Origin of the sequence: Deinococcus ficus, assembly GCF_003444775.1 — a bacterium.
GTDB classification, from domain to species: domain Bacteria; phylum Deinococcota; class Deinococci; order Deinococcales; family Deinococcaceae; genus Deinococcus; species Deinococcus ficus.
Genome location: NZ_CP021081.1, coordinates 1185899 through 1207974, shown reverse-complemented (window position 1 = coordinate 1207974; position 22076 = coordinate 1185899). Strand labels below are relative to the sequence as shown.

23 protein-coding genes are annotated in these 22076 nt (G+C 72.0%); 9 read left to right on the top strand and 14 right to left on the bottom strand.

Annotation, left to right across the window (positions count from 1 at the left end; translation table 11 throughout):
* Window positions 1-47 precede the first annotated feature (47 nt).
* Complete coding sequence (locus DFI_RS05955) at window positions 48-677, top strand: pyroglutamyl-peptidase I (protein WP_027462505.1); 630 nt, start codon at window positions 48-50, stop codon at window positions 675-677.
* 6 nt (window positions 678-683) lie between these two features.
* Here DFI_RS05955 and DFI_RS05950 read toward each other — a convergent pair whose 3' ends face one another.
* From DFI_RS05950 to DFI_RS05905, 10 genes are all read right to left on the bottom strand, one after another.
* Window positions 684-971 (bottom strand): hypothetical protein, encoded by a 288-nt coding sequence (locus DFI_RS05950; protein WP_027462504.1) that lies wholly within the window; start codon window positions 969-971, stop codon window positions 684-686.
* A 2-nt stretch (window positions 972-973) separates the two neighbouring features.
* A complete protein-coding gene (locus DFI_RS05945) occupies window positions 974-1372 on the bottom strand; it encodes a DinB family protein (protein WP_027462503.1) in 399 nt (132 codons plus the stop codon).
* Window positions 1369-1866 (bottom strand): hypothetical protein, encoded by a 498-nt coding sequence (locus DFI_RS05940; RefSeq protein ID WP_027462502.1) that lies wholly within the window; start codon window positions 1864-1866, stop codon window positions 1369-1371. Before DFI_RS05940 ends, DFI_RS05945 begins: the two co-directional genes overlap by 4 nt.
* A 37-nt stretch (window positions 1867-1903) precedes the next feature.
* Entirely contained in the window at window positions 1904-4711 is a 2808-nt protein-coding gene (locus DFI_RS05935; protein WP_027462501.1) for a transglutaminaseTgpA domain-containing protein, read from the bottom strand.
* 1 nt (window position 4712) lies between these two features.
* On the bottom strand, window positions 4713-5666 hold the full coding sequence (locus DFI_RS05930) for an AAA family ATPase (protein WP_022802249.1): 954 nt from the start codon (window positions 5664-5666) through the stop codon (window positions 4713-4715).
* A 58-nt stretch (window positions 5667-5724) separates the two neighbouring features.
* Window positions 5725-6087, bottom strand: a complete 363-nt coding sequence (locus DFI_RS05925) for a VanZ family protein (protein ID WP_043777609.1) — start codon at window positions 6085-6087, stop codon at window positions 5725-5727.
* Complete coding sequence (locus DFI_RS05920) at window positions 6084-6506, bottom strand: VOC family protein (protein ID WP_027462500.1); 423 nt, start codon at window positions 6504-6506, stop codon at window positions 6084-6086. Before DFI_RS05920 ends, DFI_RS05925 begins: the two co-directional genes overlap by 4 nt.
* A 91-nt stretch (window positions 6507-6597) precedes the next feature.
* Entirely contained in the window at window positions 6598-7089 is a 492-nt protein-coding gene (locus DFI_RS05915) for a DUF4442 domain-containing protein (RefSeq protein ID WP_027462499.1), read from the bottom strand.
* A 466-nt stretch (window positions 7090-7555) separates the two neighbouring features.
* Window positions 7556-8134, bottom strand: coding sequence for a phosphoribosylglycinamide formyltransferase (purN, locus tag DFI_RS05910; protein WP_027462498.1), 579 nt, complete (start codon window positions 8132-8134; stop codon window positions 7556-7558).
* Between the two features lie 10 nt (window positions 8135-8144).
* On the bottom strand, window positions 8145-9500 hold the full coding sequence (locus DFI_RS05905; RefSeq protein WP_027462497.1) for a dipeptidase: 1356 nt from the start codon (window positions 9498-9500) through the stop codon (window positions 8145-8147).
* Window positions 9501-9624: 124 nt separating this feature from the next.
* On the opposite strand from DFI_RS05905, the gene hspR reads away from it, so the two are divergent.
* Together hspR and DFI_RS05895 are read left to right on the top strand one after the other, a co-directional pair.
* On the top strand, window positions 9625-10362 hold the full coding sequence (gene hspR, locus DFI_RS05900; RefSeq protein WP_027462496.1) for a heat shock protein transcriptional repressor HspR, fused homodimer type: 738 nt from the start codon (window positions 9625-9627) through the stop codon (window positions 10360-10362).
* Window positions 10359-11261 carry a metallophosphoesterase gene (locus tag DFI_RS05895; protein WP_244940332.1) on the top strand — a complete coding sequence of 301 codons (903 nt, stop codon included), beginning with the start codon at window positions 10359-10361 and terminating at the stop codon, window positions 11259-11261. Before hspR ends, DFI_RS05895 begins: the two co-directional genes overlap by 4 nt.
* Window positions 11262-11288: 27 nt before the next feature.
* Here the strand turns inward: DFI_RS05895 and DFI_RS05890 are convergent, their stop codons facing one another.
* On the bottom strand, window positions 11289-11588 hold the full coding sequence (locus DFI_RS05890; protein ID WP_051307627.1) for a hypothetical protein: 300 nt from the start codon (window positions 11586-11588) through the stop codon (window positions 11289-11291).
* 163 nt (window positions 11589-11751) lie between these two features.
* On the opposite strand from DFI_RS05890, the gene DFI_RS05885 reads away from it, so the two are divergent.
* The 3 genes from DFI_RS05885 to DFI_RS05875 all read left to right on the top strand — a co-directional run bounded on the left by DFI_RS05885 (window position 11752) and on the right by DFI_RS05875 (window position 15020).
* Window positions 11752-12732 (top strand): LysR family transcriptional regulator, encoded by a 981-nt coding sequence (locus tag DFI_RS05885; RefSeq protein ID WP_051307625.1) that lies wholly within the window; start codon window positions 11752-11754, stop codon window positions 12730-12732.
* A 146-nt stretch (window positions 12733-12878) separates the two neighbouring features.
* The gene (gene cysS / locus DFI_RS05880; RefSeq protein ID WP_027462494.1) at window positions 12879-14354 is read left to right on the top strand and encodes a cysteine--tRNA ligase; all 1476 of its coding nucleotides are present in this window, start codon (window positions 12879-12881) and stop codon (window positions 14352-14354) included.
* A gap of 84 nt (window positions 14355-14438) precedes the next feature.
* Window positions 14439-15020: a YcjF family protein gene (locus tag DFI_RS05875; RefSeq protein WP_022802260.1), complete on the top strand. Its 582-nt coding sequence runs from the start codon at window positions 14439-14441 to the stop codon at window positions 15018-15020.
* 66 nt (window positions 15021-15086) lie between these two features.
* Here DFI_RS05875 and DFI_RS05870 read toward each other — a convergent pair whose 3' ends face one another.
* Window positions 15087-16685, bottom strand: a complete 1599-nt coding sequence (locus tag DFI_RS05870) for a flavin monoamine oxidase family protein (RefSeq protein ID WP_043777600.1) — start codon at window positions 16683-16685, stop codon at window positions 15087-15089.
* The gene (locus DFI_RS05865; protein WP_051307624.1) at window positions 16682-17380 is read right to left on the bottom strand and encodes a c-type cytochrome; all 699 of its coding nucleotides are present in this window, start codon (window positions 17378-17380) and stop codon (window positions 16682-16684) included. The genes DFI_RS05870 and DFI_RS05865 overlap by 4 nt, the downstream gene beginning before the upstream one ends.
* Before the next feature lie 199 nt (window positions 17381-17579).
* Between DFI_RS05865 and DFI_RS05860 the strand changes: the two genes are divergently transcribed.
* Entirely contained in the window at window positions 17580-17837 is a 258-nt protein-coding gene (locus DFI_RS05860) for a hypothetical protein (protein ID WP_027462491.1), read from the top strand.
* A gap of 60 nt (window positions 17838-17897) precedes the next feature.
* Here DFI_RS05860 and mqnC read toward each other — a convergent pair whose 3' ends face one another.
* Window positions 17898-19073 carry a cyclic dehypoxanthinyl futalosine synthase gene (mqnC, locus tag DFI_RS05855; RefSeq protein WP_027462490.1) on the bottom strand — a complete coding sequence of 392 codons (1176 nt, stop codon included), beginning with the start codon at window positions 19071-19073 and terminating at the stop codon, window positions 17898-17900.
* Window positions 19074-19200: 127 nt separating this feature from the next.
* Between mqnC and gnd the strand changes: the two genes are divergently transcribed.
* Together gnd and zwf are read left to right on the top strand one after the other, a co-directional pair.
* Entirely contained in the window at window positions 19201-20280 is a 1080-nt protein-coding gene (gnd, locus tag DFI_RS05850) for a phosphogluconate dehydrogenase (NAD(+)-dependent, decarboxylating) (protein ID WP_027462489.1), read from the top strand.
* Window positions 20277-22067 carry a glucose-6-phosphate dehydrogenase gene (gene zwf, locus DFI_RS05845; RefSeq protein WP_027462488.1) on the top strand — a complete coding sequence of 597 codons (1791 nt, stop codon included), beginning with the start codon at window positions 20277-20279 and terminating at the stop codon, window positions 22065-22067. The genes gnd and zwf overlap by 4 nt, the downstream gene beginning before the upstream one ends.
* Window positions 22068-22076 lie beyond the last annotated feature (9 nt).

The following is a 22076-nucleotide window of genomic DNA, read 5'->3' as shown; positions in this document are numbered from 1 at the left end:
ATACCGGGCGCGCGCCCCGGCGAACGTGGGCGTATGCTGCGGCCCGTATGCCCACGCTGCTCCTCACCGGTTTCGAGCCGTTTCACACGCACCCCGTGAACCCCAGCGCCCAGGCCGCCGAGGCCCTGCACGGCCTGACCGTGGGGGACTGGCAGGTGCACGCGGCGCTGCTGCCGGTGGACCCGGGCGGCGCCGCGGCCGCACTCACGCCCCTGCTGGACAGCCTCCAGCCCGGCGCGGTGCTGCTCACGGGGCTCGCAGCGGGCCGGCCGCAGGTGACGCTGGAACGCGTGGCGGTGAACGTCATGGACTTCCCCATTCCGGACAACACCGGGCAGACCTACCGGGACGCGCCCGTGTGCGCGCCCGGCGAGGAGGGGGCCGCCGTGCCGGCCGCCTACCTGAGCACCCTTCCGCTGCGGGACCTCCTGGCGGCGTGGCGGGACGCCGAGGTTCCCGGCAGCATCAGCAACAGCGCGGGCCTGTACGTGTGCAACGCCGTGATGTTCCACGCGCTGCACCATCTGCACCGCAGCGGCCGGGCGGCCGTGCCGTGCGGGTTCCTGCACCTGCCGGCCAACGCGTTCCTGGCCGCCGAGGACACCCGTCTCCCCTATCTGCCCCAGGCGGAGATCACCCGGGCGGTGCAGGTCGCCGCGCAGACGCTGATGCGCTGAGGCTGGTCAGGGGAACAGGGAGCGGCCCGGCGCCCAGCCCCCGTGCTCCCCGCCCTCCCAGTGCCACTCGCCCTCGGCCGGGCGGGACGCGAGGTGCGCGCGGATCACGCTGAGCGGCACCCGGCGCGCGAACCGCGTGCGGGCGTGCCAAGCGTCCAGGGCAGCCGGGCCGGTCGTCTGCACGATGCGCCACGCTCGGTTCACTGCCAGGTCGAACAGCGGGGCCGGACTGGCCCCGCCGGCCTCCTGGCCCGCGGCGCTGGGCGGCGTGAGGAACGGGCGGTCGTCCGGCACGCTCAGGCCATCCGGGTGCGGGGCTTGAGCGCCGCGATCTGCCCGGCGTGCCACGCGGTGTGCCGGGCGTTCAGGCGGATCAGGTCCGCGACGCTCAGGTCCGCGCCCGCATGGGTGAGGCGGGCGCCCAGCTGCGCGGAGGTAAGGGCACGCACGGCCTCCACCTCCCAGGCCATCAGGGCGCTCAGGCCCGCGTCGTCCGGCGGGGTGGGGGCGCCGGCCGCGGCGGCGATCAGGGCGGCGTACTCGCGTTTCGTGACGGACAGGTGCGTGGTGAGCCACGCCACGCGCGGGTGCGGCTGGCCCTCGATGCCGTCCAGGGCCGCCTGCACGCTCTCCCAGGGATGCGCGTTCGCCTCGTGCAGCAGCTGCGCGAGCTGATCGGCCGTCCAGGCGCTCATGCGAGCGTGAACCCGCCCTCGGTGCGGCGCAGGTGGCCCTCCTGAAGCATGCGCGCGGTCACCACGTGCGCCTGATCGGCACTGAGGGGGCTGATCTCCGTGAGCTGCGTCAGCGTGAACTGCCCCCCAAGTCGGTGAGCGAGGCGCAGCACCATGCGTTCCTCCACGTCCGGGCGCGCCGCGCCGCTCACGCGACCGGCGAACAGCCACCACATCAGCAGGCCCACCGCCAAGCCGATCAGCAGGGCCACGGGAATCATCTGCGCGGCGTAAGCGGGGTCGGCGATGCTCAGGCCCAGGTCGTGCAGCCGGTCCCGGGCCGCCTGCACCTGCGCGGCGTCCGCCCCGGACGCCTCCAGTCGGCGGGCCGCGCCGCGCTGCCGCAGGTACGCCATGACGCCCGCGAGGTTCCCACCCGTGAAAAACGCGCTGTACGCAATCAGGGCGGACGACAGGCCCGCGACGGACGAGAGGAGAAGCCGCTGAACGTTCACCCGCCCATCCTACCGGAGCGTCCCCGCCCGAATGGAGTCAGCGGAGCTTTCGCACCGCCTCCCGCAGGGCGCGCAGGGCCGCCTCGCCCGGCTGCGGGGCGTAGCGGGCCGCGTGGTACAGGTCCCGCACCTGCCTCAAACCGGGGCGCATGTCCGGGCGCAGGGCCCCCACCCGCTCCGCGTACGCGCTGAGCGTCTCCCCGGGGCCCAGGGGTTCCCCGGTGCGGCGGGTCAGGTCGTCCAGCGTGCGCTGCATGGGGTCGCGGGGCGCGGTCTGCCGGCGCAGGAAAAACAGCGCCATCGCGCCTGCCAGCACCAGGCCCACCGCCAGCGCGCCCACCTGCGCGGCGGCGCCCTGCACGCCGATGCGGGCCAGGGCGCTGCGCTGCTGCTCGCCGTCGTACCCGACGACCAGGTCGTTCCAGCGGTTCTGCAGGGCGTCCAGCCCCAGCCGCGCGCGGGCCAGGGCGGTCGGTTCCGGCGCGGCGCTCGCCTGCGGGCGGGTCAGGGCCGTGCCGACGTTCGCGTTCACGCGGGCGGGCGCGATGGCGGCCGTGGGATCCACCCGCACCCATCCCTGTCCGGCCAGCCAGACTTCCACCCAGGCGTGCGCGTCCTGCTGGCGCACGATCAGGTAGTTGCCGGCCGGGTTCACCTGCCCGCCCAGGTATCCGCCCACGATCCGCGCCGGCACGCCAGCCGCGCGCATCAGGAACGCGAAGGCCGAGGCGTAATGCTCGCAGAAGCCGCGGCGGGTGCCGTACAGGAAGGCGTCCACGCGGTTCCGTTCCGGCAGGGTGGGCGGCGTGAGCGTGTAGGTGAAGTCGCCCTGCCGGAGGAAGGCCAGGCCCGCCTGCACCCGCTCCGGCGCGGGCAGCGCCGCCCAGGACGCCCCGAACTGCGCCGCGCGGGGGCTCTCCCCGGCCGGCCGGCGCAGATTCAGGTCCAGCCGGAACGGGTCCTCCCGTTCGCCTCGCCGGGCGGGCGCGCTGCTCAGGCGGTACCGGGACCGGGCGCCGGTGGGGCGCGTGGCCGCCTGGAAAGCGGTGGTGAGGACTGCACCGGCCGGCACCGCCACGGGGGTGTCGAGCGCCGGCAGCCACGGAGTGCCGTTCGGTTCTAGCGTGAGCGTGTACCCCACGGCCGGGCCGGTCTGAGTGAGCGTGGGGTTCGGGCCGTTCAGGCGCACCTGGGTCCAGCGCACCCCGTCGTACGCCTCGTACACCGGGCCGCGCCAGTACCGCTCAGCCGGCGCTGGGGGCGTGCCGCCGAAATCGGCGCGGAAGGCCACGGCGTCGTTCTGTGCCAGGGCGCTGTACTCCCCGGCGGTGATCTCGTTCGCCAGGCCCGTCTGCGCCGAGGCGCTCAGCGGAAGGCGCCACAGCGGGCCGTCCGGGCGGGGGAACAGCAGGAACAGCAGCGCGGCGAGCGGCACGGCCAGCGCCAGCATCCGCCCGGCCACCCGCAGCCCGGGCTGCCCGGAGGCGGCGTCGGGCGAGGTCAGACGCGCCGCGGCGCCGAGCAGGCCCGCGGCGGCCAGCACGGTGTGCAGCGCCGTGAGCGGCCCCTGACCGGCGAAGAAATGCGTACTGGTCTGAAACAGGCCCAGCAGGATCAGCAGCCGCGCGTCCCGGCCGGTGCGGGATTCGGCGGCCTTCAGGACCAGCAGCAGGCCCAGCATGGCCGTGCCGGCGTCCACGCCGAGCAGCGTGCCGTACACACTGTTCAGGTATGCCCCGCCCAGCACGGCCGCGCCCGCCAGCACCGCGAGCCCCGGGGCCGGCAGGGACCGCCGAAGACGGGCGAAGGTGTACCCCAGCAGCCCGAACGTGAGCACGCTCATCAGCAGCGGCTGACGCAGGACCAGTGGTGCCAGCGCGAACGCCAGAGCGGCCAGGGTGGTCGTCCACGCGCCCGCGTCCGGGAGGTCGTCGGTGGAGGCGGGCGCGACCTTCGGCGGGTCGGGCAGGGGGTCCAGGTGCGCCAGAATCGCGCGGGCCGCCTGCGCGTGCGCCTCCCCCGCCCCGAAGGCCCCCGGGTGACCGGGGACGCGCAGGGCGAAGGGCGTGCCGGTCACTCGGGCGGCCTCCACCCAGCCGGCCAGCTGCGACACGCGCGCCTCGGTGGGGCCGCGCGTGTCGGCCCAGTCCAGCACGCGGGCCTGCCCGGCGGGGGCATCCGTCTCACGGGTGAGGAGCTGCCCGGTGCGGGCCGCGTGCCGCCAGGAGACCTGCCTTGGCGAGTCCCCCGGCTGGTACGGCCGCAGGCCTGCGAACTCGTCCGGGCCGGGCACGCGGCGGAGCTGGCCGTCCCCGGCGGCGTGTGGGGTGGCAGGCGGCAGGGCCGAGGGGGTGGGGGCCGGGGACACGGTGACCGGGCCGGGCAGCGTGACGGGCCGCGCCACGTGCCACAGCCCGAAAGCGTCACTCAGGACCAGGCGGGCGGAGGTCACGGTCAGCGGGCCGCGCAGCGGAGCGGACAGCCTGAGGGGGAGGACGGGCTGGTCCGGGCCGCCCGCCGACTGCCGCAGCCGGGCGCGCTGGCCCTGGCTGCCGCGCACGGTCAGGGTCAACGGCACGCGGGTGGACAGGCCGGCCAGCTGCAGCGTGAATGGCGCGACCTGTCCGGCGGTGACCGGTCCGGCCGCCTGGAGGGTGCCCCGGACGAGCCGGGCGGTGCGGTCCAGGTGCAGGCCCGCGAGCATCCATGCGCCCAGCAGCAGGAAGGTCAGGCCGTAACCCAGGCTGAGGCTGTAGTTGATGCAGCCCACCAGCGTGAGCAGCACCAGCAGCAGGAACCACAGCCCGAACGGGGTGGGGCGGACACCGCCGAGCGCCGGCCGCATCTCAGGGAATCGGCGTGTCCGCGAGCACGCGGTCGATGACGTCCTGCACGCGCACGCCCGCGTCCCGCAGGGGCAGGCGGTGCGCGCATAGCGGGGCGAACACCGCCTGGATGTCCTCCGGGAGCACCATGGCCCGCCCGTGCAGATACGCCCACGCCCGCGACACGGACAGCAGGGCCAGCAGCGCGCGGGGGCTCAGGCCGGCCTCCAGCGCCGGGTGTTCCCGGGTGGCGCGGGCCAGCACCTGCACGTAGTCCAGCAGGGGCGGCGCGGCGTGCACGGCGTCCACCTCGCGGGCCATGCGGGTCAGGTCCGGGGCGCCCAGCAGCGCCGGGAGGTCACGCACGCGCTGCCCGCGGCCGCCCGTTTCCAGCAGCTGCCGCTCGGCCCGGACGTCCGGGTAACCCAGCGTCACCGTGAGCAGGAAGCGGTCCAGCTGCGCTTCCGGCAGCGGCGAGGTGCCCACGAACGCCGCCGGGTTCTGCGTGGCGATCACGAAGAACGGGTCCGGCAGCAGGCGGGTGGTGCCGCCCTCGGACACCTGCCGCTCCTCCATGGCCTCCAGCAGCGCGCCCTGCGTGCGGGGCGTGGCGCGGTTGATCTCGTCGGCGAGCAGCACCTCGCTGAACACCGGGCCCGGCTGGAAGCGGAAGGTGCTGCTCGCCGCGTCCCAGATGCTCACCCCCAGCAGGTCAGCCGGGAGCAGGTCGGACGTGAACTGCACCCGCCGGAAGTCCAGCCCGAAGGTGCGGGCCAGGGCGTGCGCCAGGGTGGTCTTGCCCACGCCGGGCTGGTCCTCGATCAGCAGGTGACCGCGCGCCAGCAGGCACGCCACCGCCAGCCGCACCTGCGTGCCCTTGCCCAGGATCACGCCGTCCAACTGGGTCAGGGCGGCCTGCAGGTCGGGCGGGGTGCCGGGGGGCCGGGCAGACGCGGCGGACAGAGAGAACGACATGCGAGCAGACTAGCGGGCCGCGCCGCACAGAATTCCGACCCGCCTTGGCCCGCCCGGGTCAGTCAGGGGTGGCCGGCTGGGGCGCGGGAGTGCGGCGCCACCCGGCCAGCGTCACGCCCAGCCACGCGCCGGTCACGTCCGCCAGCCAGTCCGGCAGGCCCGCCTCCCGGCCGGGCACGAAGGACTGGTGCACCTCGTCCAGCGCGCCGTACCACGCGGCCAACGCCAGCGCCGCCCCGGCACTCCCGGTCGCCCGGGTCAGGCTGAACGCCAGCGCGAGGTACGTCACGCCGTGCGCCGCCCAGTCCCACGGGTGCGCGAGGCCCGGGCCGGGCGTGTCGCTCATGCCGCTCACGACCCAGATGCCGGCAGCGATCAGGCCGCTGGTCAGCCACCAGCGGCCCCGGCGGCCCTGACTCAATGCCCGGTCCCGCCGGCCGGGTGTTCCACCAGCTCGATCAGGGTGCCCTGGCCCCACTTCGGGTGCAGGAAGATCACCCGCGTGCCGTGCAGGCCCGGGCCGGGCTGCTCGCTCAGGAACGTGGCGCCCAGGCCCCGCAGGCGCTCCACCTCGGCATCCAGGTGCGCCACGCGGTACGCGGTGTGATGCAGCCCGGGCCGGTTCTTCTCCAGGTACCGCGCGATGGCGCTGTCCGGGCGGGCCGGGGCGAGCAGTTCGATCATGCTCTGCCCCACCCGGAACACGCGGACGTTCACGCCCTGCGACTGCACCAGTTCGTCCGGGCCGTCCGGCGTGAGGCCCAGCGCGAGGTACGGGGCGCTTCCCTGGTCCAGGTCGGGGGTGGCGATGCCCATGTGGTCGAGAAGCATGACGCTCATGCCCGCAGACTACGCCGGGGCGTGGGGGCGTGTGACCTCCCCCGCCGGCCCGCGCGGGGGGAGGTCAGCCGGTCGGGACGGGCGGAACGCTTCAGTCCTGCGGCGCCGGGGCGGCCGGCCGGTCCCGCAGGTACCAGTGGGCCAGGGCTTCCATGACAGGCTTGTCCTCGCCGTCCCGGACGGTGACCTTCACGGTCAGGCGGGCGCGCCCCTCGGCGGCGAACGCGGCGTGCGCGGCCGGCAGGTCCCCGGGGTCGCACTCGGCGCGGGCGGTCAGGTCGCCCACGGCGCGGCCGACGTAATGCGTGTCCAGTTTCTCGATCAGGGGCACGGCGGTGCTCAGGTACTGCGCGAACGCGCCCGCGAAGGCCGCGCCGCTTACCGCCTCGGCCAGCAGGAACTGCGCCCCGGCATGAATGGTGCCCAGGTGGTTGCGAAAGGGCGGCGTGTCCGGGCATTCGCCGGCCGCCCAGCCCACCCCGACCCCCGTGATGCGCACGCCCACGGTGGCGTTCATGGGGATGGCATGCAGGGCCGCCTTCACGGCGGCGGCGGCGAAGGCGGGGAGCTCGGGTGGGGTCATGCGCCCCACAAGACCAGATTGTTGAACGCGGTTCAAGTTGTCGCTGCCAAGGCCCTCCAGGCCACGCCCCCAGAACCGGCCGGCTGCACCTTCCGGGCCTCAGTCGCCGCCTGCCCGACGCTAAAGCTCCCGGCCGGAGGACAGCCCCCATCTCAGCAGCGTCTATGGTCTCAGTGTCCGTAATCGGCCACGTTCCCCTGGGGAGAACGTCACACACGGCGTACACGTCCGGGTTCAGGCCACCGCCTGCGCAGATATCTATTTACAGCTGTACCGGCCGGGTACAAAGACAGTCAGCGGTAGCTGGTGTCCCGGATACGCAGGGGCTGCCCCTGGAACGGTACATCCAGCGGCCGAGTGACCGGCCCGGCGCGGATATCGGCGCAGGAGCCGGCGTCCGTCTCCCAGACGCATTCCTTACCGTTCGTCGCCTGGGCGCAGGTCTTCCGGTCAAACCGCTCGTGATTTACCCCCGCGCCAGGTCCTGCAGCGCCCGGAGCATAAGGTCGCCTTCCACGGCCTGCACGCGGGCTTTCAGGGTGTCCAGCGTATCGCCGGGCAGGACGGGCACGCGGGTCTGGGCGAGGACGGGGCCCTCGTCGATGCCCTGGGTGACGAGGTGCACGGACGCGCCGCTCTCGGTGTCCCCGGCGGTAAGCACCGCCTCGTGCACGCGGTCGCCGTACATGCCGCGGCCGCCGTGGCGGGGCAGCAGGCTGGGGTGGATGTTGATGATCCGCCCGGCGTAGTGCGTGAGGACCTGCGGGCCGAGTTCGCGCATGTACCCGCTGAGGACCAGGGTGTCCACGCCGGCGGTGGTGAGGAAGGCGAGGATGGCGTGGTCGAGGGTGGCGGGGTCGGGATGTTTGGCGCTGCTGAGGTGCGCGGTCTGCAGGCCAGCCTCCCGCGCCCAGGCGAGCGCGGGGGAGCGGCTGTTGTTGCTGACCAGGGCCAGGGGCGTGGCGTTCAGCGTGCCGGCGTGGCAGGCGGCGACCAGGTGCTTCGCGGCGCTTCCGCCGTGCGAGGCGAGAAAGCCGAGGTTCAGGCGCGGCACCTTACTGCGCGAGTTCTTCCAGCAGGTAGGCGCTGGTCAGGATGCCGTTGTGGTAGTCGCTGATCGCGAAGCTCTCGTTGGGGCTGTGGGGGGCGTCCTCGTTCAGGCCCATGTCCACCAGCAGCACGGGGGCTTTCAGGATGGCGCTGAACGCCGCGACGATCGGGATGCTCCCGCCGGTGCGGGCGAACGCGGCCTCGCGGCCGAACACGCGTTTCAGGGCGCGGTCGGCGGCCTTGATGTAGGGACTGCTCAGGTCGAACTTCACGGGCTGCCCGCCGTGGTGCTCGCGGACTTCGGCGTGCACGCCCTGCGGGGCGATCTGCGGGACGTACTCCTGGATCAGGCGGGTGATGCGGGCGGGGTTCTGCCCGGGGACGAGGCGCATGCTGACCTTCGCGCCGGCCTTGGCGGCGATCACGGTTTTGCTGCCTTCGCCCTGGAAGCCGCCCCAGATGCCGTTCACGTCCAGGGTCGGGCGGGCCCAGATGCGTTCCAGGGTGCTGTACCCGGCCTCGCCGGGCAGGGCGGGCACGCCGATGCTGGCGGCGAACTCGGCGTCGTCGTGGGGGAGTTTGGCCCACATCTCGCGTTCCTCGGGGGTGAGGTCTTCCACGCCGTCGTAGAAGCCGGGGATGGTGACGCGGCCCTGCTCGTCCTTCAATTTGGCGATGATCTCGCACAGGGCGTTGATGGGGTTGGGTGCCGCGCCGCCGTAGCTGCCGCTGTGCAGGTCGCGGTTGGCGCCCTGCACGTGAATTTCCACGTAGCTCAGGCCGCGCAGGCCGTAGGTGACGGTGGGCACGTCCGCGGCGAAGCGGCTGCCGTCGCTGATCACGATCACGTCGCAGGCGAGTTCCTGGGCGTGGTCGCGCAGGTACGGTTCGAGGTTGGGGCTGCCGACCTCCTCCTCCCCTTCCAGCAGGAATTTCACGTTCACGGGCAGGGGGCCCTGCTGAAGCAGCAGTTCCACGCCTTTCACGTGCGCGTAGGCCTGGCCCTTGTCGTCGGTGCTGCCGCGGGCGTAGATGCGGCCGTCGCGGACGGTGGGTTCGAAGGGCGGCGTGACCCACTCTTCCAGTGGGGCTTCGGGCTGCACGTCGTAGTGGCCGTAGATCAGCACGGTGGGCTGACCGGGTGCCTGGAGGTGTTCGGCGTACACGACGGGGTGGCCCTGGGTGGCGTCCACGCGGGCCGTGAAGCCGATCGCGGCGAGTTTGGCGCGCAGGAAGTCGGCGGCGGCGTGCATGTCGGCCTTGCGGGTGGAGTCGCTGCTGACGCTGGGGATGCGCAGCAGCTCGAACAGTTCCTGGTTGGCCTCTTCGCGGTTCAGGCGGCTGGAAAGGTCAGTGGTCACGCCCTGAATGATAGAGGCTGCCCCCTTGCAGGCGGCCGGGTGGAGGCCGGTGGGCTGGACGACGCATGAGGCGTTCGTGGGGGGCCGGCTCAATTACCTGCTTCCGGTATACTCAGCCTTGCTTATGCCCTCCGATTCCAAGCAGCGCCCGGTGTACGTCATCTCGGTGGCGGCGGAACTGGTGGACATGCACCCCCAGACCCTCAGACTCTACGAACGCAAGGGCCTCATCCGCCCCGGGCGCAGCAGCGGCAAGACGCGCCTGTACTCCGAGCGCGACATCGAGCACCTTCGCGAGATTCGCCGCCTGACGCAGGAACTCGGCGTGAACCTCGCCGGGGTCGAGGAGGTCATGCGCCTGCAACACGAGCTGGACGACCTGCAGGGCGAGTTCGAGGCCGAGATCCAGCGCATCGAGGGAGAACTGCGGGAGCAGCAGTCGCGGCCGCAGGCGCTGCCCGCCCCGGACGGCAGCGTGGACCCCAAGGACCGGCCCGTGTACGTGATCAGCATCGCGGCGGAACTGGTGGACATGCACCCCCAGACGCTGCGGCTGTACGAACGCAAGCAGCTGATCCGCCCCGGGCGCAGCAGCGGCAAGACGCGGCTGTATTCCGAGCGCGACATCGAGCACCTCCGCGAGATTCGCCGCCTCACGCAGGAACTCGGCGTGAACCTCGCCGGGGTCGAGGAGATCATGCGCCTGCGGCACGAACTGGACGGCGCCAAGGGGCACCTGGAACGCAACGTGCGCCGGCTTCAGGAGGACATCACCGAACGCATGACCGCCTGGCGCACCCTGCCCGCCCCCGGCAGCGAGGAACAGCAGGACAATGCGGCACGGGAGCAGGAGGAGGGGTGACCGACCGCCGTGCCCGGCCCGTCCGGCCCGCGAGCACGCCCATGCGTGCGGCGGCCGACCGCGACCTGTGGGTGGTGGGGGACGTGCACGGCGCCCTGAACAAGCTGCGGTCCCTGCTGTTGCAGGCGGGCCTGATCGACCTGGGGGGCCGCTGGGCGGCGGAGGACTCACACCTGGTGTTCCTGGGGGATTACCTGGACCGCGGGCCGGACGGAGCACGGGTGGTGGCATTCATCCGGGCGCTGGAGTTGCAGGCGGAGGACGCGGGGGGCCGGGTCACGGCGCTGCTGGGGAACCATGAGGTGATGTTCCTGGCGGCGCAGCGGTTCCGGCCGCTGGACCCGCATGACGGGCTGGGGTTCCGGGAGTACTGGCTGCGCAACGGGGGCCTGGAGGCGGATGCGGAGCGGATGGACGCCGCGGACCGGGCTTGGCTGGCAGACCGGCCGGCGATGGTGCTGGCGGGCCCGTGGCTGCTGATGCACGCGGACAGCTCGATGTACCTGCGGCTGGGGCGCAGCATCCGGGAGGTGAACGCGCAGGTCACGGGGATGCTGCGCTCGGCCGACCCGGACGTGTGGGGGGACTTTGCGAACGCCTTCTCGGACCGGTTCGCGTTCGTGCGGCCGGACGGCGTGGAGATCGCGGCGCGGACGCTGATGGTGTTCGGCGGGCAGCGGCTGGCGCACGGGCACACGCCGGTGTACATCCTGCGGGAGGACTTCCTGCCGGAGGCGAACGTGGGCGCGCCAGTGCCGTACGCCGGGGGGGCGTGCCTGGGCCTGGACAGCGGCATGGCGTACCGGGAGGAGGCGGGGTTCGTCGCGCGGCTGGACGCGGCGGGCGTGGCCGAGGTGATCGGCCTGAACGGCAAGGTGGAGCCCGCGCCGGCCCTGTAGGGACTCAGGCGCGGGCGTGGAGGTTTCTTAGGCGCTTCGGGCGCGAATCGGGCCGAGCACACCGTACCCGCTGGCGGTCAGGGCGAGGCGCAGGCTGTCGGGGCTGCCGGGGCCGGCGGCTTCCAGCGTGGCGTCGCCGAGGCGGGCGACCGGCCAGACGCGCAGGGTCCAGCCGGGCAGCGTAGGCGCGGCGGGCTGGCCGTCCGGCGTGGTGATTTCCATGACGTAAACGGCCTGGGCGGCTTGGGCGTGCGGCGCCTGGAGGCGCAGGGCAGGCAGGGTGGGGGCGGCCGGGACGGTGTGGAGGTCAAGGGCGGGGCAGGTCATGTGGGGCCTCCTGGGGGTGAGTGGGTGTCGGGCCGGGGCGGGCTGATGGGATGCATGGTGCCGCGCGGGGTGCCCGGCTGACCATCGGGTGCGGCTGGAACGGACCCCGGAGCCCATCGGTTTTCCCGATGCGCAGCCGGGTGAGTGATGCGTACACTGGGTCATGGCGCGCTCCCCAAGGCCCGACGCGGTCTCCCCCACCCCGACCCTGGCGCAGCTGCGCGCGCTGGTCGCCGTGACCGACGCGGGCGGTTTCAGCGAGGCCGCCGCGGAACTGGGCGTGTCTCAGTCCACGTTGAGCGAGGCGGTGGGCAAGCTGGAGGACCTCGCGGGCCGGCCCCTGCTGCGGCGGGGCCCGGCGGGCACCGTGCCCACCGGGGCGGGCGCTCGCGTACTGGGGCACGCCCGGGCGGCCCTGCAGGCGGCGGCGGACGTGATGCTCGCCGCACAGGAGCCCGACGAGTTGCGCGGCACCCTGCGGATCGCGTCGTACCGGTCGGCGGCCACGCACCTGCTGCCGCCGGCGCTGGTGGCGTTCCGCGCGCGGCATCCCGGGGTGCGGGTGCAGCTGCTGGACAGCGAGGCGGACGCCTGCGGTGGCGGCGAGCACGCGGTGCGCAGCGGCGTGGTGGACGTGGCGGTGGTCGTGCGGGACGACCTGAGCGACCTGACGCTGCAACCCCTGGCGCACGACGAGTACCTGTTCGTGGCGCCGCAGTCGCGGGGGGAGCACCCGGTGGTGATCGAGGAGATCGGGCAGCAGACGCTGTTCCTGCCGCCCAGCCGCGACACCTGCCACCTGCGCATCCGGGCGTACCTGAACGGGCACGGGCTGTCGCTGACGAACCTGGTAGAAAACGGTCAGGACAGCGTGATTCTGAGCATGGTGGCGCACGGACTGGGGGTCACGATCATGCCGCGGCTGGCGCTGCTGCCGCTCCCGCCGGGCCTGCTGACCTTGCCGCTGCCGGTCCCGCTGCTGCGGCCGCTGGCGCTGGCGGTGCAGCCGCAGCGGGCGCAGCTGCCGGTGATCCGGGCGTTCACGGACACGCTGATCCGCACACTGAACGCCCCGGCGGGCGCGGGCGGGCCGCCCCTGCCGCAGCCGGCGGGCCGGGCGGCCGACCCGGCGCAGCTGCACTAGGGTCGCCGGTCATGCGCGCGGCCTGCTATGCTGCGCGCATGACGGCCCTGTGTTGCCCACCCCCGCGGTAAGCGACGCTTCACGCCTGCCGCGCCCTTCCCCTGTGGACAGTGGCGCGGTTTTTCATTGCCCCTCAAAGGAGTTCCATGAGCCAGCCCGCACGCACCCCCGATCCGCACATCGTCCTGTACGACACCATGCAGCGCCAGAAGGTGCCGTTCACGCCGTCCACGCCCGGCCACGTCGGCATGTACCTGTGCGGCCCGACGGTGTACAGCGACGCGCACCTGGGGCACGCGAAGAAGGAGGTGGCGTTCGACGTGGTGCGGCGCACCTTCGAGCACTTCGGGTACCGGGTGCGGTTCGTGGCGAACATCACCGACGTGGGCCACCTGCAGGACGACAGCGACGACGGCGAGGACAAGATGCTCGCCCGCGCCCGGCTGGAGAAACTGGAGCCCATGGAGGTCGCCGACAAGTACTTCTGGTCGTTCTTCAAGGACATGGACGACCTGAACGTGCGCCGGCCCAGCATCAACCCCCGCGCGACCGGGCACATCCAGGAGCAGATCGCGCTGATTCAGGAGCTGATCGAGCGCGGGCACGCGTACGAGTCCGGCGGCAGCGTGTACTTCGACGTGCGGTCCTGGCCGGAGTACGGCAAGCTGTCCGGCCGGAAACTGGACGACCAGGAGGAAGGCACCCGGGAAACGGTCCGCGAGGAGAAACGCGACCCGCGCGACTTCGCGCTGTGGAAACGCGCCGAGCCCGAGCACCTGATGCGCTGGGACTCCCCGTGGGGCGTGGGCTTCCCCGGGTGGCACATCGAGTGCAGCGCCATGAGCCTGAAGTACCTGGGTGAGGGCTTCGACATTCACGGCGGCGGGCTGGACCTGCAGTTCCCGCATCACGAGGCCGAGATCGCGCAGGCCGAGGCGGCCGGGCACGCGTTCGCACGGTACTGGATGCACAACAACATGCTCACCGTGAACGGCGAGAAGATGAGCAAGAGCAAGGGCAACTTCACGACCATTCAGGACGTGCTGAAAAAATACGACCCGATGGTGGTGCGATTCCTGCTGGTGAGCAGCCACTACCGCAGCGTCACCGAGTTCGGCGAGGAACCCTTCGAGTCCGCGAAGAACGGTTACCGCCGCATCACCGAGGCGCTGGGCAACCTGGAACGCGCCCTGAAGGACGCCCCGGAGGGCACGGACGCCGCGCTGGACGCCCGGGTGGCCGCGCACGTGCGGGCGTTCGAGGACGCCATGCGCGACGACTTCAACACGCCCAAGGCCGTCGCGGCGCTGTTTGGCCTGACCGGGGACGTGAACGCCGCGCTGAACCTGAACCAGGGCCGGGTGGGCCGGGCCAGTCTGGAAGCGGCGCTGGACGCCTACCGCACGCTGGGCGGCGGCGTGCTGGGCCTGTTCGCGGAGACGGGCGCCGCGGCGCAGGACGACTCGGAGGTCGTGGACGCCCTGATGGACCTGGTCCTGAAGGCCCGGCAGAACTACCGCCTGCAAAAGCAGTACGCGCAGGCCGACGAACTGCGCGACACCCTGACCCGCGTGGGCGTGACCGTGGAGGACACCAAGGACGGGGTGCGCTGGAAACGCTGAGTGCCCGGCCGGGCGTGGGGGCGGCATGAACCGAACATCAGCCCTCCCTCACGCACGCCGCCGGGCGGCGGCTACAGTGACCGTATGCTGCCCCCCCTGATCAAGCAGGTGCTTGACAACTTCAATTTCGACATCGACCCGGACCTCAGCCGCGACGAGAACGTGGATGAGGTCATCAAGGGCGCCGCGCTGCTGTCCGGCGCGATCGCCGTGGAACCCATTCCCTTTGCGGACATGCTGCTGATCACGCCCGTGCAGGCGAAGATGGTGCTGCACATCGGCAAGATCTACGGGTACGAACTCACCGCCGACCGCGCCCTGGAGATCGCCAAGGAACTGGGCGCCACCTTCGCGTACGGGCTCGCGGCCCGGCAGGTGATGCGCGGCGTGGCGAAACTGGCCCTGCCGCTGGTGGGCGGCCTGATCACCGCGCCCGCCGTGTACGGCTGGACGTTCGCACTGGGCCGCCTGGCGCAGAACTACTTCGAGCGCAAGCGCCTGGGCCTGCCAGACAGCGGCCGGACCGAGCAGGTGAAGGTGATTCAGGAAGCCAAGGGGCAGTCCCGGCAGGTGCTGCCCAGCGCCCGCGACTTCACGGACCTGGCGTCCGAGCTGCGGCGCCGCGCCGAGGAGAAGGAGCGCAAGGACGGGACCCCGAAACCCTGACGTGACCGGAACAGGAACGGGGGTGGCCTTCTGCAAGGGCCACCCTCTTTCACGTGCCTCAGGGCGTCAGGCCCGGGCGGCCTCATGAATGCCCTGCACGGCACTGATCGCGGAGAGCAGCGCGCCCTCCTGCCAGCCGCTCCAGTAGCTCACGTGCTCGCCGGCCAGCATGACCCGGCCGTGCCGGCGGGAGATCACCTCATAGGTCGTCTTGCGGCCCTCGTCGGTGTACATGCCGTAGCACCCCAGCGCCCAGGGGACGCGGTGCCAGCCGACCGAGACGCCGCTGCGGTACTCGGCGTTCGCCTGCGGGTGAATGGCCTGCACGTCCCGCCGCACAAGGTCCAGGCGGGCCTGAGGGGTCATGCCGCTGTACTTCGTGGCGTACGCCCCGAACTGGTAGGCGGCCAGCAGCACGCCGCTGCGGTCGCGGTTCAGGCCGCCGGACGGGTAGCTGATCAGCTGGATGGGCAGGTTCGTGTACGTCACGCCGCCGTAGATGCGGTCATCCTCCTCCCAGAAGCGGCGTTTCATCTCCAGCCCGGCCTTGAAGCTGGGCGCGTACGGCACCTCCCGCACGGCGCGTTTCAGCTCGTCGTCCACGTTCACTTCCTTCTGCGACAGCACGCTCAGGGGAAGGGCGCAGATGCAGTAGTCGGCGCTCACCTGCCGGTCCGCGCCGCTCTGCCGGTCGGTGTACGTGACCTGCACGCCGCTGTCCGTGGCGGTCAGGGACTTCACGTCGGCCTGGAACGTGATGAAGCGGTTCACGCGCCGCGCGAAGGCCTGCGCGAGCGCGTCCATCCCGCCGACCGGCTGGAAGATGGTGTTCTGGTGGTCGTAGGTCAGCGCGGGGACGATGTCCTCCCAGAAACCGTGCTGCAGGAGGAAGGAGAGCGAGGTGGGCGTGGACGGCTCCCCGGCCTGGAGGCGGTCGCCGGGTGAGACGTCGTAGCCGCGGTGGTTGGCACTGATGAAGCCCTCCAAGTACCTGCCGTTGCGGTCCAGGGCGCCCCAGGTGCGCAGGGCGTCCAGCAGCCGCTCGCGGTCCTCTCCGGTGAGCGGCTGGTCCAGGGCGCCGCTGCTGAGGCTCTTGCTGAGCAGTTCCGCGACGTGCCCGTGGAAGTCCGCGCGGACCTCCCGCATCCGCAGACGGGCGGGGGTCGCGCCGTCCCGGTGCACGTACGCCTGATCGCTGTTCTGAATGAACGGCTCGAGCTGCACGCCGAACTCCCGCGCGTAATCCAGGAAGGCGTGGTGGTGGTACGGCACGCGCCACGGCCCGGGGTTGAAGTAGTTGCCGCGCTGGAACGTCACGCGTTGCGTGGCGCCGCCCAGTTCGGTGTACGTGTCCCCGCCGCGCAGCGTCCAGGCGCGGCCGCCGGCGCGGTCCTGGTACTCCAGGATCTGCACGTCGTACCCGACTTTCTGCAACTCGTACGCGGAAGCCATGCCGGCCAGCCCGGCCCCCAGGATCAGGACCTTCTTCCCGTCCCCGCGGCCCTGCAGCTGCGGGCGGGGGGACTGCGGGCTGGCCGCGGCGAGGCCCAGGGCGGTCATGGAGTGGTAGGCGAGGGTGCTGCCGCCGATCAGGCCCAGCATCTCCAGGAAGCTGCGGCGCGTCACGGCCGGGCCGGGCGTGGAACGGGTGGGGTCAGGGGTCATCCGGCGGCTCCGTCAATGTCGGGGGTGGGCGTGGGCCTGCGGAATGGCGCGATCATGCCGGCGTCCACGGTGTCGGTGTAGTCGTTGAGTTCCGTGCGGACGTAGTTGATGACGTCCGCGACCTGCTGGTCGGTCAGGTGCCGCTGGAAGGTGGGCATGGCGCCGGCGCCGTTCATGATGAAGGTGGCCGGGTACTGGTACTGCGCCAGGCGCGGGTTGTTTGCCAGCGCCGGGTAGCGGGCCGCGCCGACCGCGCCGCGGCCGTCCGGCATGTGGCAGCTCGCGCAGGCGGCCTCGTACAGCGCCTTCGGGGAATCCACGTCGTAGGCGGGCTGGGTGACCTGCGCGACCTCCTGCGGCGCGGCCGGGCCGTCCGTCTGCGCGCCGGTGGGCGTGCCGGGCGTCGCCCCGACCGGCGCGGTGCCGGTGGTGTCGTTCCCGTCCGGGGTGGCGGGCGTGGTCGCGTCGGCCGCAGCGGTACCGGTGTCCGCGGCCTCCCGGCGGTCCCCGGACAGCCAGATGCCCAGCCCGGCGCCCAGGACTGCCAGGGCGAGCAGGCCCAGCATCACGTTGCGCAGGGTGCCGATCAGGGGGGAACCGCGGCGTTCGGGCACGGGGGCCGGTTCGCGGCGAACCTCCGTGACCGTGGCGCCGGGGTCGGGGGTCCGGGGGGACGCTCGCACGTCATCATTCATGGCTGCACCTCCAGGGGTCTTCAGGCAGGGACGTCCAGGACCGGCGGGAGGACCCCGGCGGCCCTTGGCGGGCGTAGCGTCAGCGTAGGGGGGCCTGCCGCGGCGGGGGCCGGGGCGGCCTTAACGGAACGGACACGAACGCCGCCCGGTCATCATTTCGGCGGATGGCCCGCGCGGCCCGTCCCGGCATACTGCCGGCATGAACGTCACCCGTCACTTCAGCGATACGCGGACGGCAGGAGGCCGCGTGAGGTTCCTCCTGCGCGGTACCCGGGCCGAACTGCTCGCCGAGGGCCCCGGCTGGCACCACCACAGCGCGCACCCCACCCTGGCGGACGCGGCGCGGTTCCTGGCGACCCTGCCGGGCGTGGACGCGGCCCTGTACGCCGAGGCGCTCGGGGATCTGGAAGGCCGGCTGGCGCTGGAGCAGGAGTACGGCCGCCACCACGCGGCGTAAAGGGCAATCAGGAAGGGGCGGACGGGGAATGATCCCGTCCGCCCCTTCCAATCACATCCTTTAAGCGCCGGCGCCGACGGCCCGTTCCGCTTCCGGGTTCTCGTCCCGTCGGTTCAGGATGGCCTCCGCGTCGGGCCGTTCGATGATCTCGAAGCGGCTGTTGCGGATCACCGGCGTGAATCCGGCGTCCACGGCGATGCGGATCAGTTCGCGCACGGTGGCGCGGTGGCGGTCGTGCCCGCCGGCGGCCGACACGACGTTCTCCTCCAGCATGGTGGAACCCAGGTCGTTCGCGCCGTAGTAGAGCGCCGCCTGCGCCACCTTGAAGCCCTGCGCGGGCCAGGACGTCTGGATGTTCGGCACGTTGTCCAGCGCGATGCGGGCGATGGCGAGCTGCTGCAGGTACTCGTGCGCGGTGGCGCCGGGCGCCTTGCCGTGCAGGCGGGTGTTCTCGGTCTGCAGGGTCCACATGGCGAAGCCCGCGAAGCCGTTCCCGGCGTAGTCGCGCAGGGCCTTGTCCTGCTGTTCACGGATCTTCAGGAGGTGGTTGGCGCGCTGGGCGTACGTCTCGCCGAAGCCGATCACCATGGTGGAGATGGTGTACAGGCCCTTGCGCTGCGCGGCGTCCTGAATGCGGAACCAGTCAGCGGCGCGGATGCGGGCGGGCGCGGCCTTCTTGCGCACGTCGTCCTCCAGGATCTCGCCGCCCGCGCCGGGCAGGCCGTCCAGGCCGGCCTCCATCAGGGTGTCGAGCAGCTCGTCCAGGGTCAGCCCGAAGGTCTTTTCCATGAACAGCACTTCTTCCGGGGAGAACGCGTCGATGCGGATGGTGGGGTGGTGCGCCTTGACGTGCCGGAGCATACCCGTGTAGTAGTCCAGGCCCAGGTCCGGGTTCACGCCGCCCTGCAGCAGGATGCGGGTGCCGCCCTCCTGTTCCAGTTCGGTGATTTTGCGGCTGATGTGCTCGTAGTCCAGGGTGTAGCTGTCCGCCTGGCGCTTGGTGCGGTAGAAGGCGCAGAAGTTGCAGCCCACGTTACACACGTTGGTGTAGTTGATGTTCCGGTCGATCAGGAAGGACACGGTGTCCGGGTCGCGCCGCTGCATGCGCAGGTCGTGCGCGACGGCGGCCACGTCCGGAAGGGGTAGGTGGTACAGCGCCTCGATCTCGGCGGCGTTCAGGCGTTCGCCCCGCGCGGCCTTCTCCAGCGGGGAAACGTGAGGGACGGTGGCGGTCATGCCCGCAGGCTAGCACCGGGCCGGGGGGACCTTTGGGCTCCAGCTTCCCACCCCAGCCAGGAAGTCTTACCTGCCCATCAAGGTCCGGCTGATTCGGCGCTGCGGGGCCGGGCGTATGATGCCGCCCATGAGAATCGGCATGGTCGGTCTGGGCAAGATGGGCGGGAACATGGTGCTGCGGCTGCTGGGGGGCGGGCAGGAGGTCGTGGGCTACGACCGCAGCGAGGACGCGTTGCAGAACATCGCCGCGCAGGGCGCCGTGGCGGTGCGCAGCGTGGAGGACCTGATCGCGTCCCTAGGCGAACCCGGCACCCGGGCGGTGTGGGTGATGGTCCCGGCCGGCCCGATCACGCAGGCCGTCATCGACGATCTGGCCAGCCGGCTGGCGCCGGGGGACATCATCATCGACGGCGGGAACAGCAACTACAAGGACACGCAGCGCCGCGCGCAGGAACTCGCGGCGCGGGGCCTGCACTTCGTGGACGTGGGCACCTCGGGCGGCGTGTGGGGCCTGAAGGAAGGCTACGCCATGATGATCGGCGGCGCCCCGGAGGCCGTGGAACGCCTGCGTCCCGTGTTCGAGGCGCTGGCGCCCGCCCCGGACCGCGGGTGGGGCCACATGGGCCCGAGCGGGTCCGGGCACTACGTGAAGATGGTCCACAACGGCATCGAGTACGGCATGATGCAGGCGTACGCCGAGGGCTTCGAGCTGATGAAGGCCCACCACGACTTCAACCTGAACATGGCGCAGATCGCCGAACTGTGGCGGCACGGCAGCGTCGTCCGCAGCTGGCTGCTGGACCTGACGGCCGAGGCGCTGAAAAACAGCGCGGACTTCAACGCCCTGTCGGATTACGTGGCGGACAGCGGGGAGGGCCGCTGGACGATCATCGACAGCGTAGAACTGGGCGTGCCCACCCCGGTGATCACCCTGGCGACCCAGATGCGCTTCCGCAGCCAGCAGGAGGTCAGCTACGCCGGGCAGATGCTCTCGGCGATGCGCCGCGCGTTCGGCGGGCACGCCGTGAAGACCCTGGAAGCCACCAAGCAGGAGGGCCTCGTCCCGGCGGTGCAGGCCGGCGAGTCCCCGAAGGCCGCCGCGCCCGAGAACATTCCTGCGGCCGCCGCGGCCACGCCCGACCGCGGGGCGAGCGCCGCGCAGGAACTCGGGGAGACCGGGCAGCAGCGCGTGAAAGGTGACGGATGACCGGCGGAAAGGGAAGCAGGAAGGCGGCTCCGACCAGAAAGGCTGCGGCAACCAAGGCGAGGAAGGCAACCTCGGCAAAGTCGGCGGCCGTGCCGGCCGAGCCGGTCAGGAAGCCCTCCACGGCCGGCACGCGCCGGGCGGTGGAGCGCCGCACCGCGCAGCAGGACGACGGCGTGGCGCAGCCCGCCCCGGCCCCGGACAGCCCCGTGCCGGCCGCCCCGAAGAAACGCACCTCGCCGCGGTCCCGGCAGCGGGTGCCGCACGCCGGGCCGGAGGACGACGGCCGCAACCCCTTCCGCGCGCTGATGCGCCGCCGGCGCGCGCCGGAACCGGCGACGCTGGTGATCTTCGGCGCGACCGGGGACCTCGCGCAGCGCAAGTTGCTCCCGGCGGTGTTCGGCCTGTGGCAGGACGGCCTGCTGGGCAGCGCCTTCAACATCGTGGGCGTCGGGCGGCAGGAGATGACCGACGAGCAGTTCCAGGACTTCGCACTCAACGCCCTGAAGACCAGCAAGGAAACGGACGAGATCAAGGAAGGCAGCCTGGAGAAATTCCGGGACCTGCTGTACTACGAGGGCGGGGATTTCAGCGGGGACGACGTGTTCCGCCGCGTGCAGGTGGAACTGGACCGCGCGCAGACCGCGCACGGCGGGCGGAAGAACGCGCTGTTCTACCTGTCGGTGCCGCCCAGCCTGTTCGAGGTGATCAGTGACGGCCTGGGCCGCCTGGGCCTGAACGACCAGGCCGAAGGCTGGCGGCGACTGGTGATCGAGAAGCCCTTCGGACGGGACCTGGAGTCCGCCCGGGCGCTGAACGACGCGATCCATCACGTGTGGGACGAGTCGCAGGTGTACCGCATCGACCATTACCTGGGCAAGGAGACGGTGCAGAACCTGATGGCGATCCGCTTCGGGAACAGCATCTTCGAGCCGCTGTGGAATCGCGGGTACGTGGACCACGTGCAGATCACCGCCGCCGAGGACCTGGGCCTGGAAGGCCGCGCCGGGTACTACGAGGAGGCCGGGGTGGTGCGCGACATGCTGCAGAACCACCTGATGCAGCTGTTCGCCCTGACGGCCATGGAGACCCCGGCGGCGCTGGACGCCGACGCGATCCGCGACGAGAAGGTCAAGGTCCTGCGGGCCGTGAAACCCATACCGCGCGGCCGGGTGCGGAGCGTGGCGGTGCGCGGGCAGTACGGGCCGGGCTCCCTGTACGGCGAGGCGGTGCCGGGGTACCGGGAGGAACCGAACGTGAAGGAGGGCAGCACCACGCCCACCTACGTGGCCCTGAAACTGGAGGTGGACAACTGGCGCTGGGAGGGCGTGCCGTTCTACCTGCGGACCGGGAAGCGGCTGCCGAAGAAGGTTACGGAGATCGCGGTGGTGTTCAAACGCCCGCCGCTGAGCCTGTTCCCGAGCGGCGTGGAGCGCAACGTCCTGGCGTTCCGCATCCAGCCGGACGAGGGCGTGAGCCTGAAGTTCTCCAGCAAGACGCCCGGGCAGGAGATGGACCTGCGGGAGGTCGTGATGGACTTCCGGTACGACGCGTTCGGCGCGCAGCTGGAAAGCCCGTACTCGCGCCTGCTGCTGGACGCCATGCTGGGCGACGCGACGCTGTTTCCCCGCGAGGACGAGGTGGACCACGCCTGGCAGATCGTCTCGGGCCTGCTGGAGGCCTGGGACGGCCGGGCGGCGGCGGAGTTCCCGAATTACGCGGCGGGCACCTGGGGGCCGGACGCGGCCGACGACCTGATGGGCCCGGACCGCCGCTGGCGGAGGCTGTGACCGTGACAG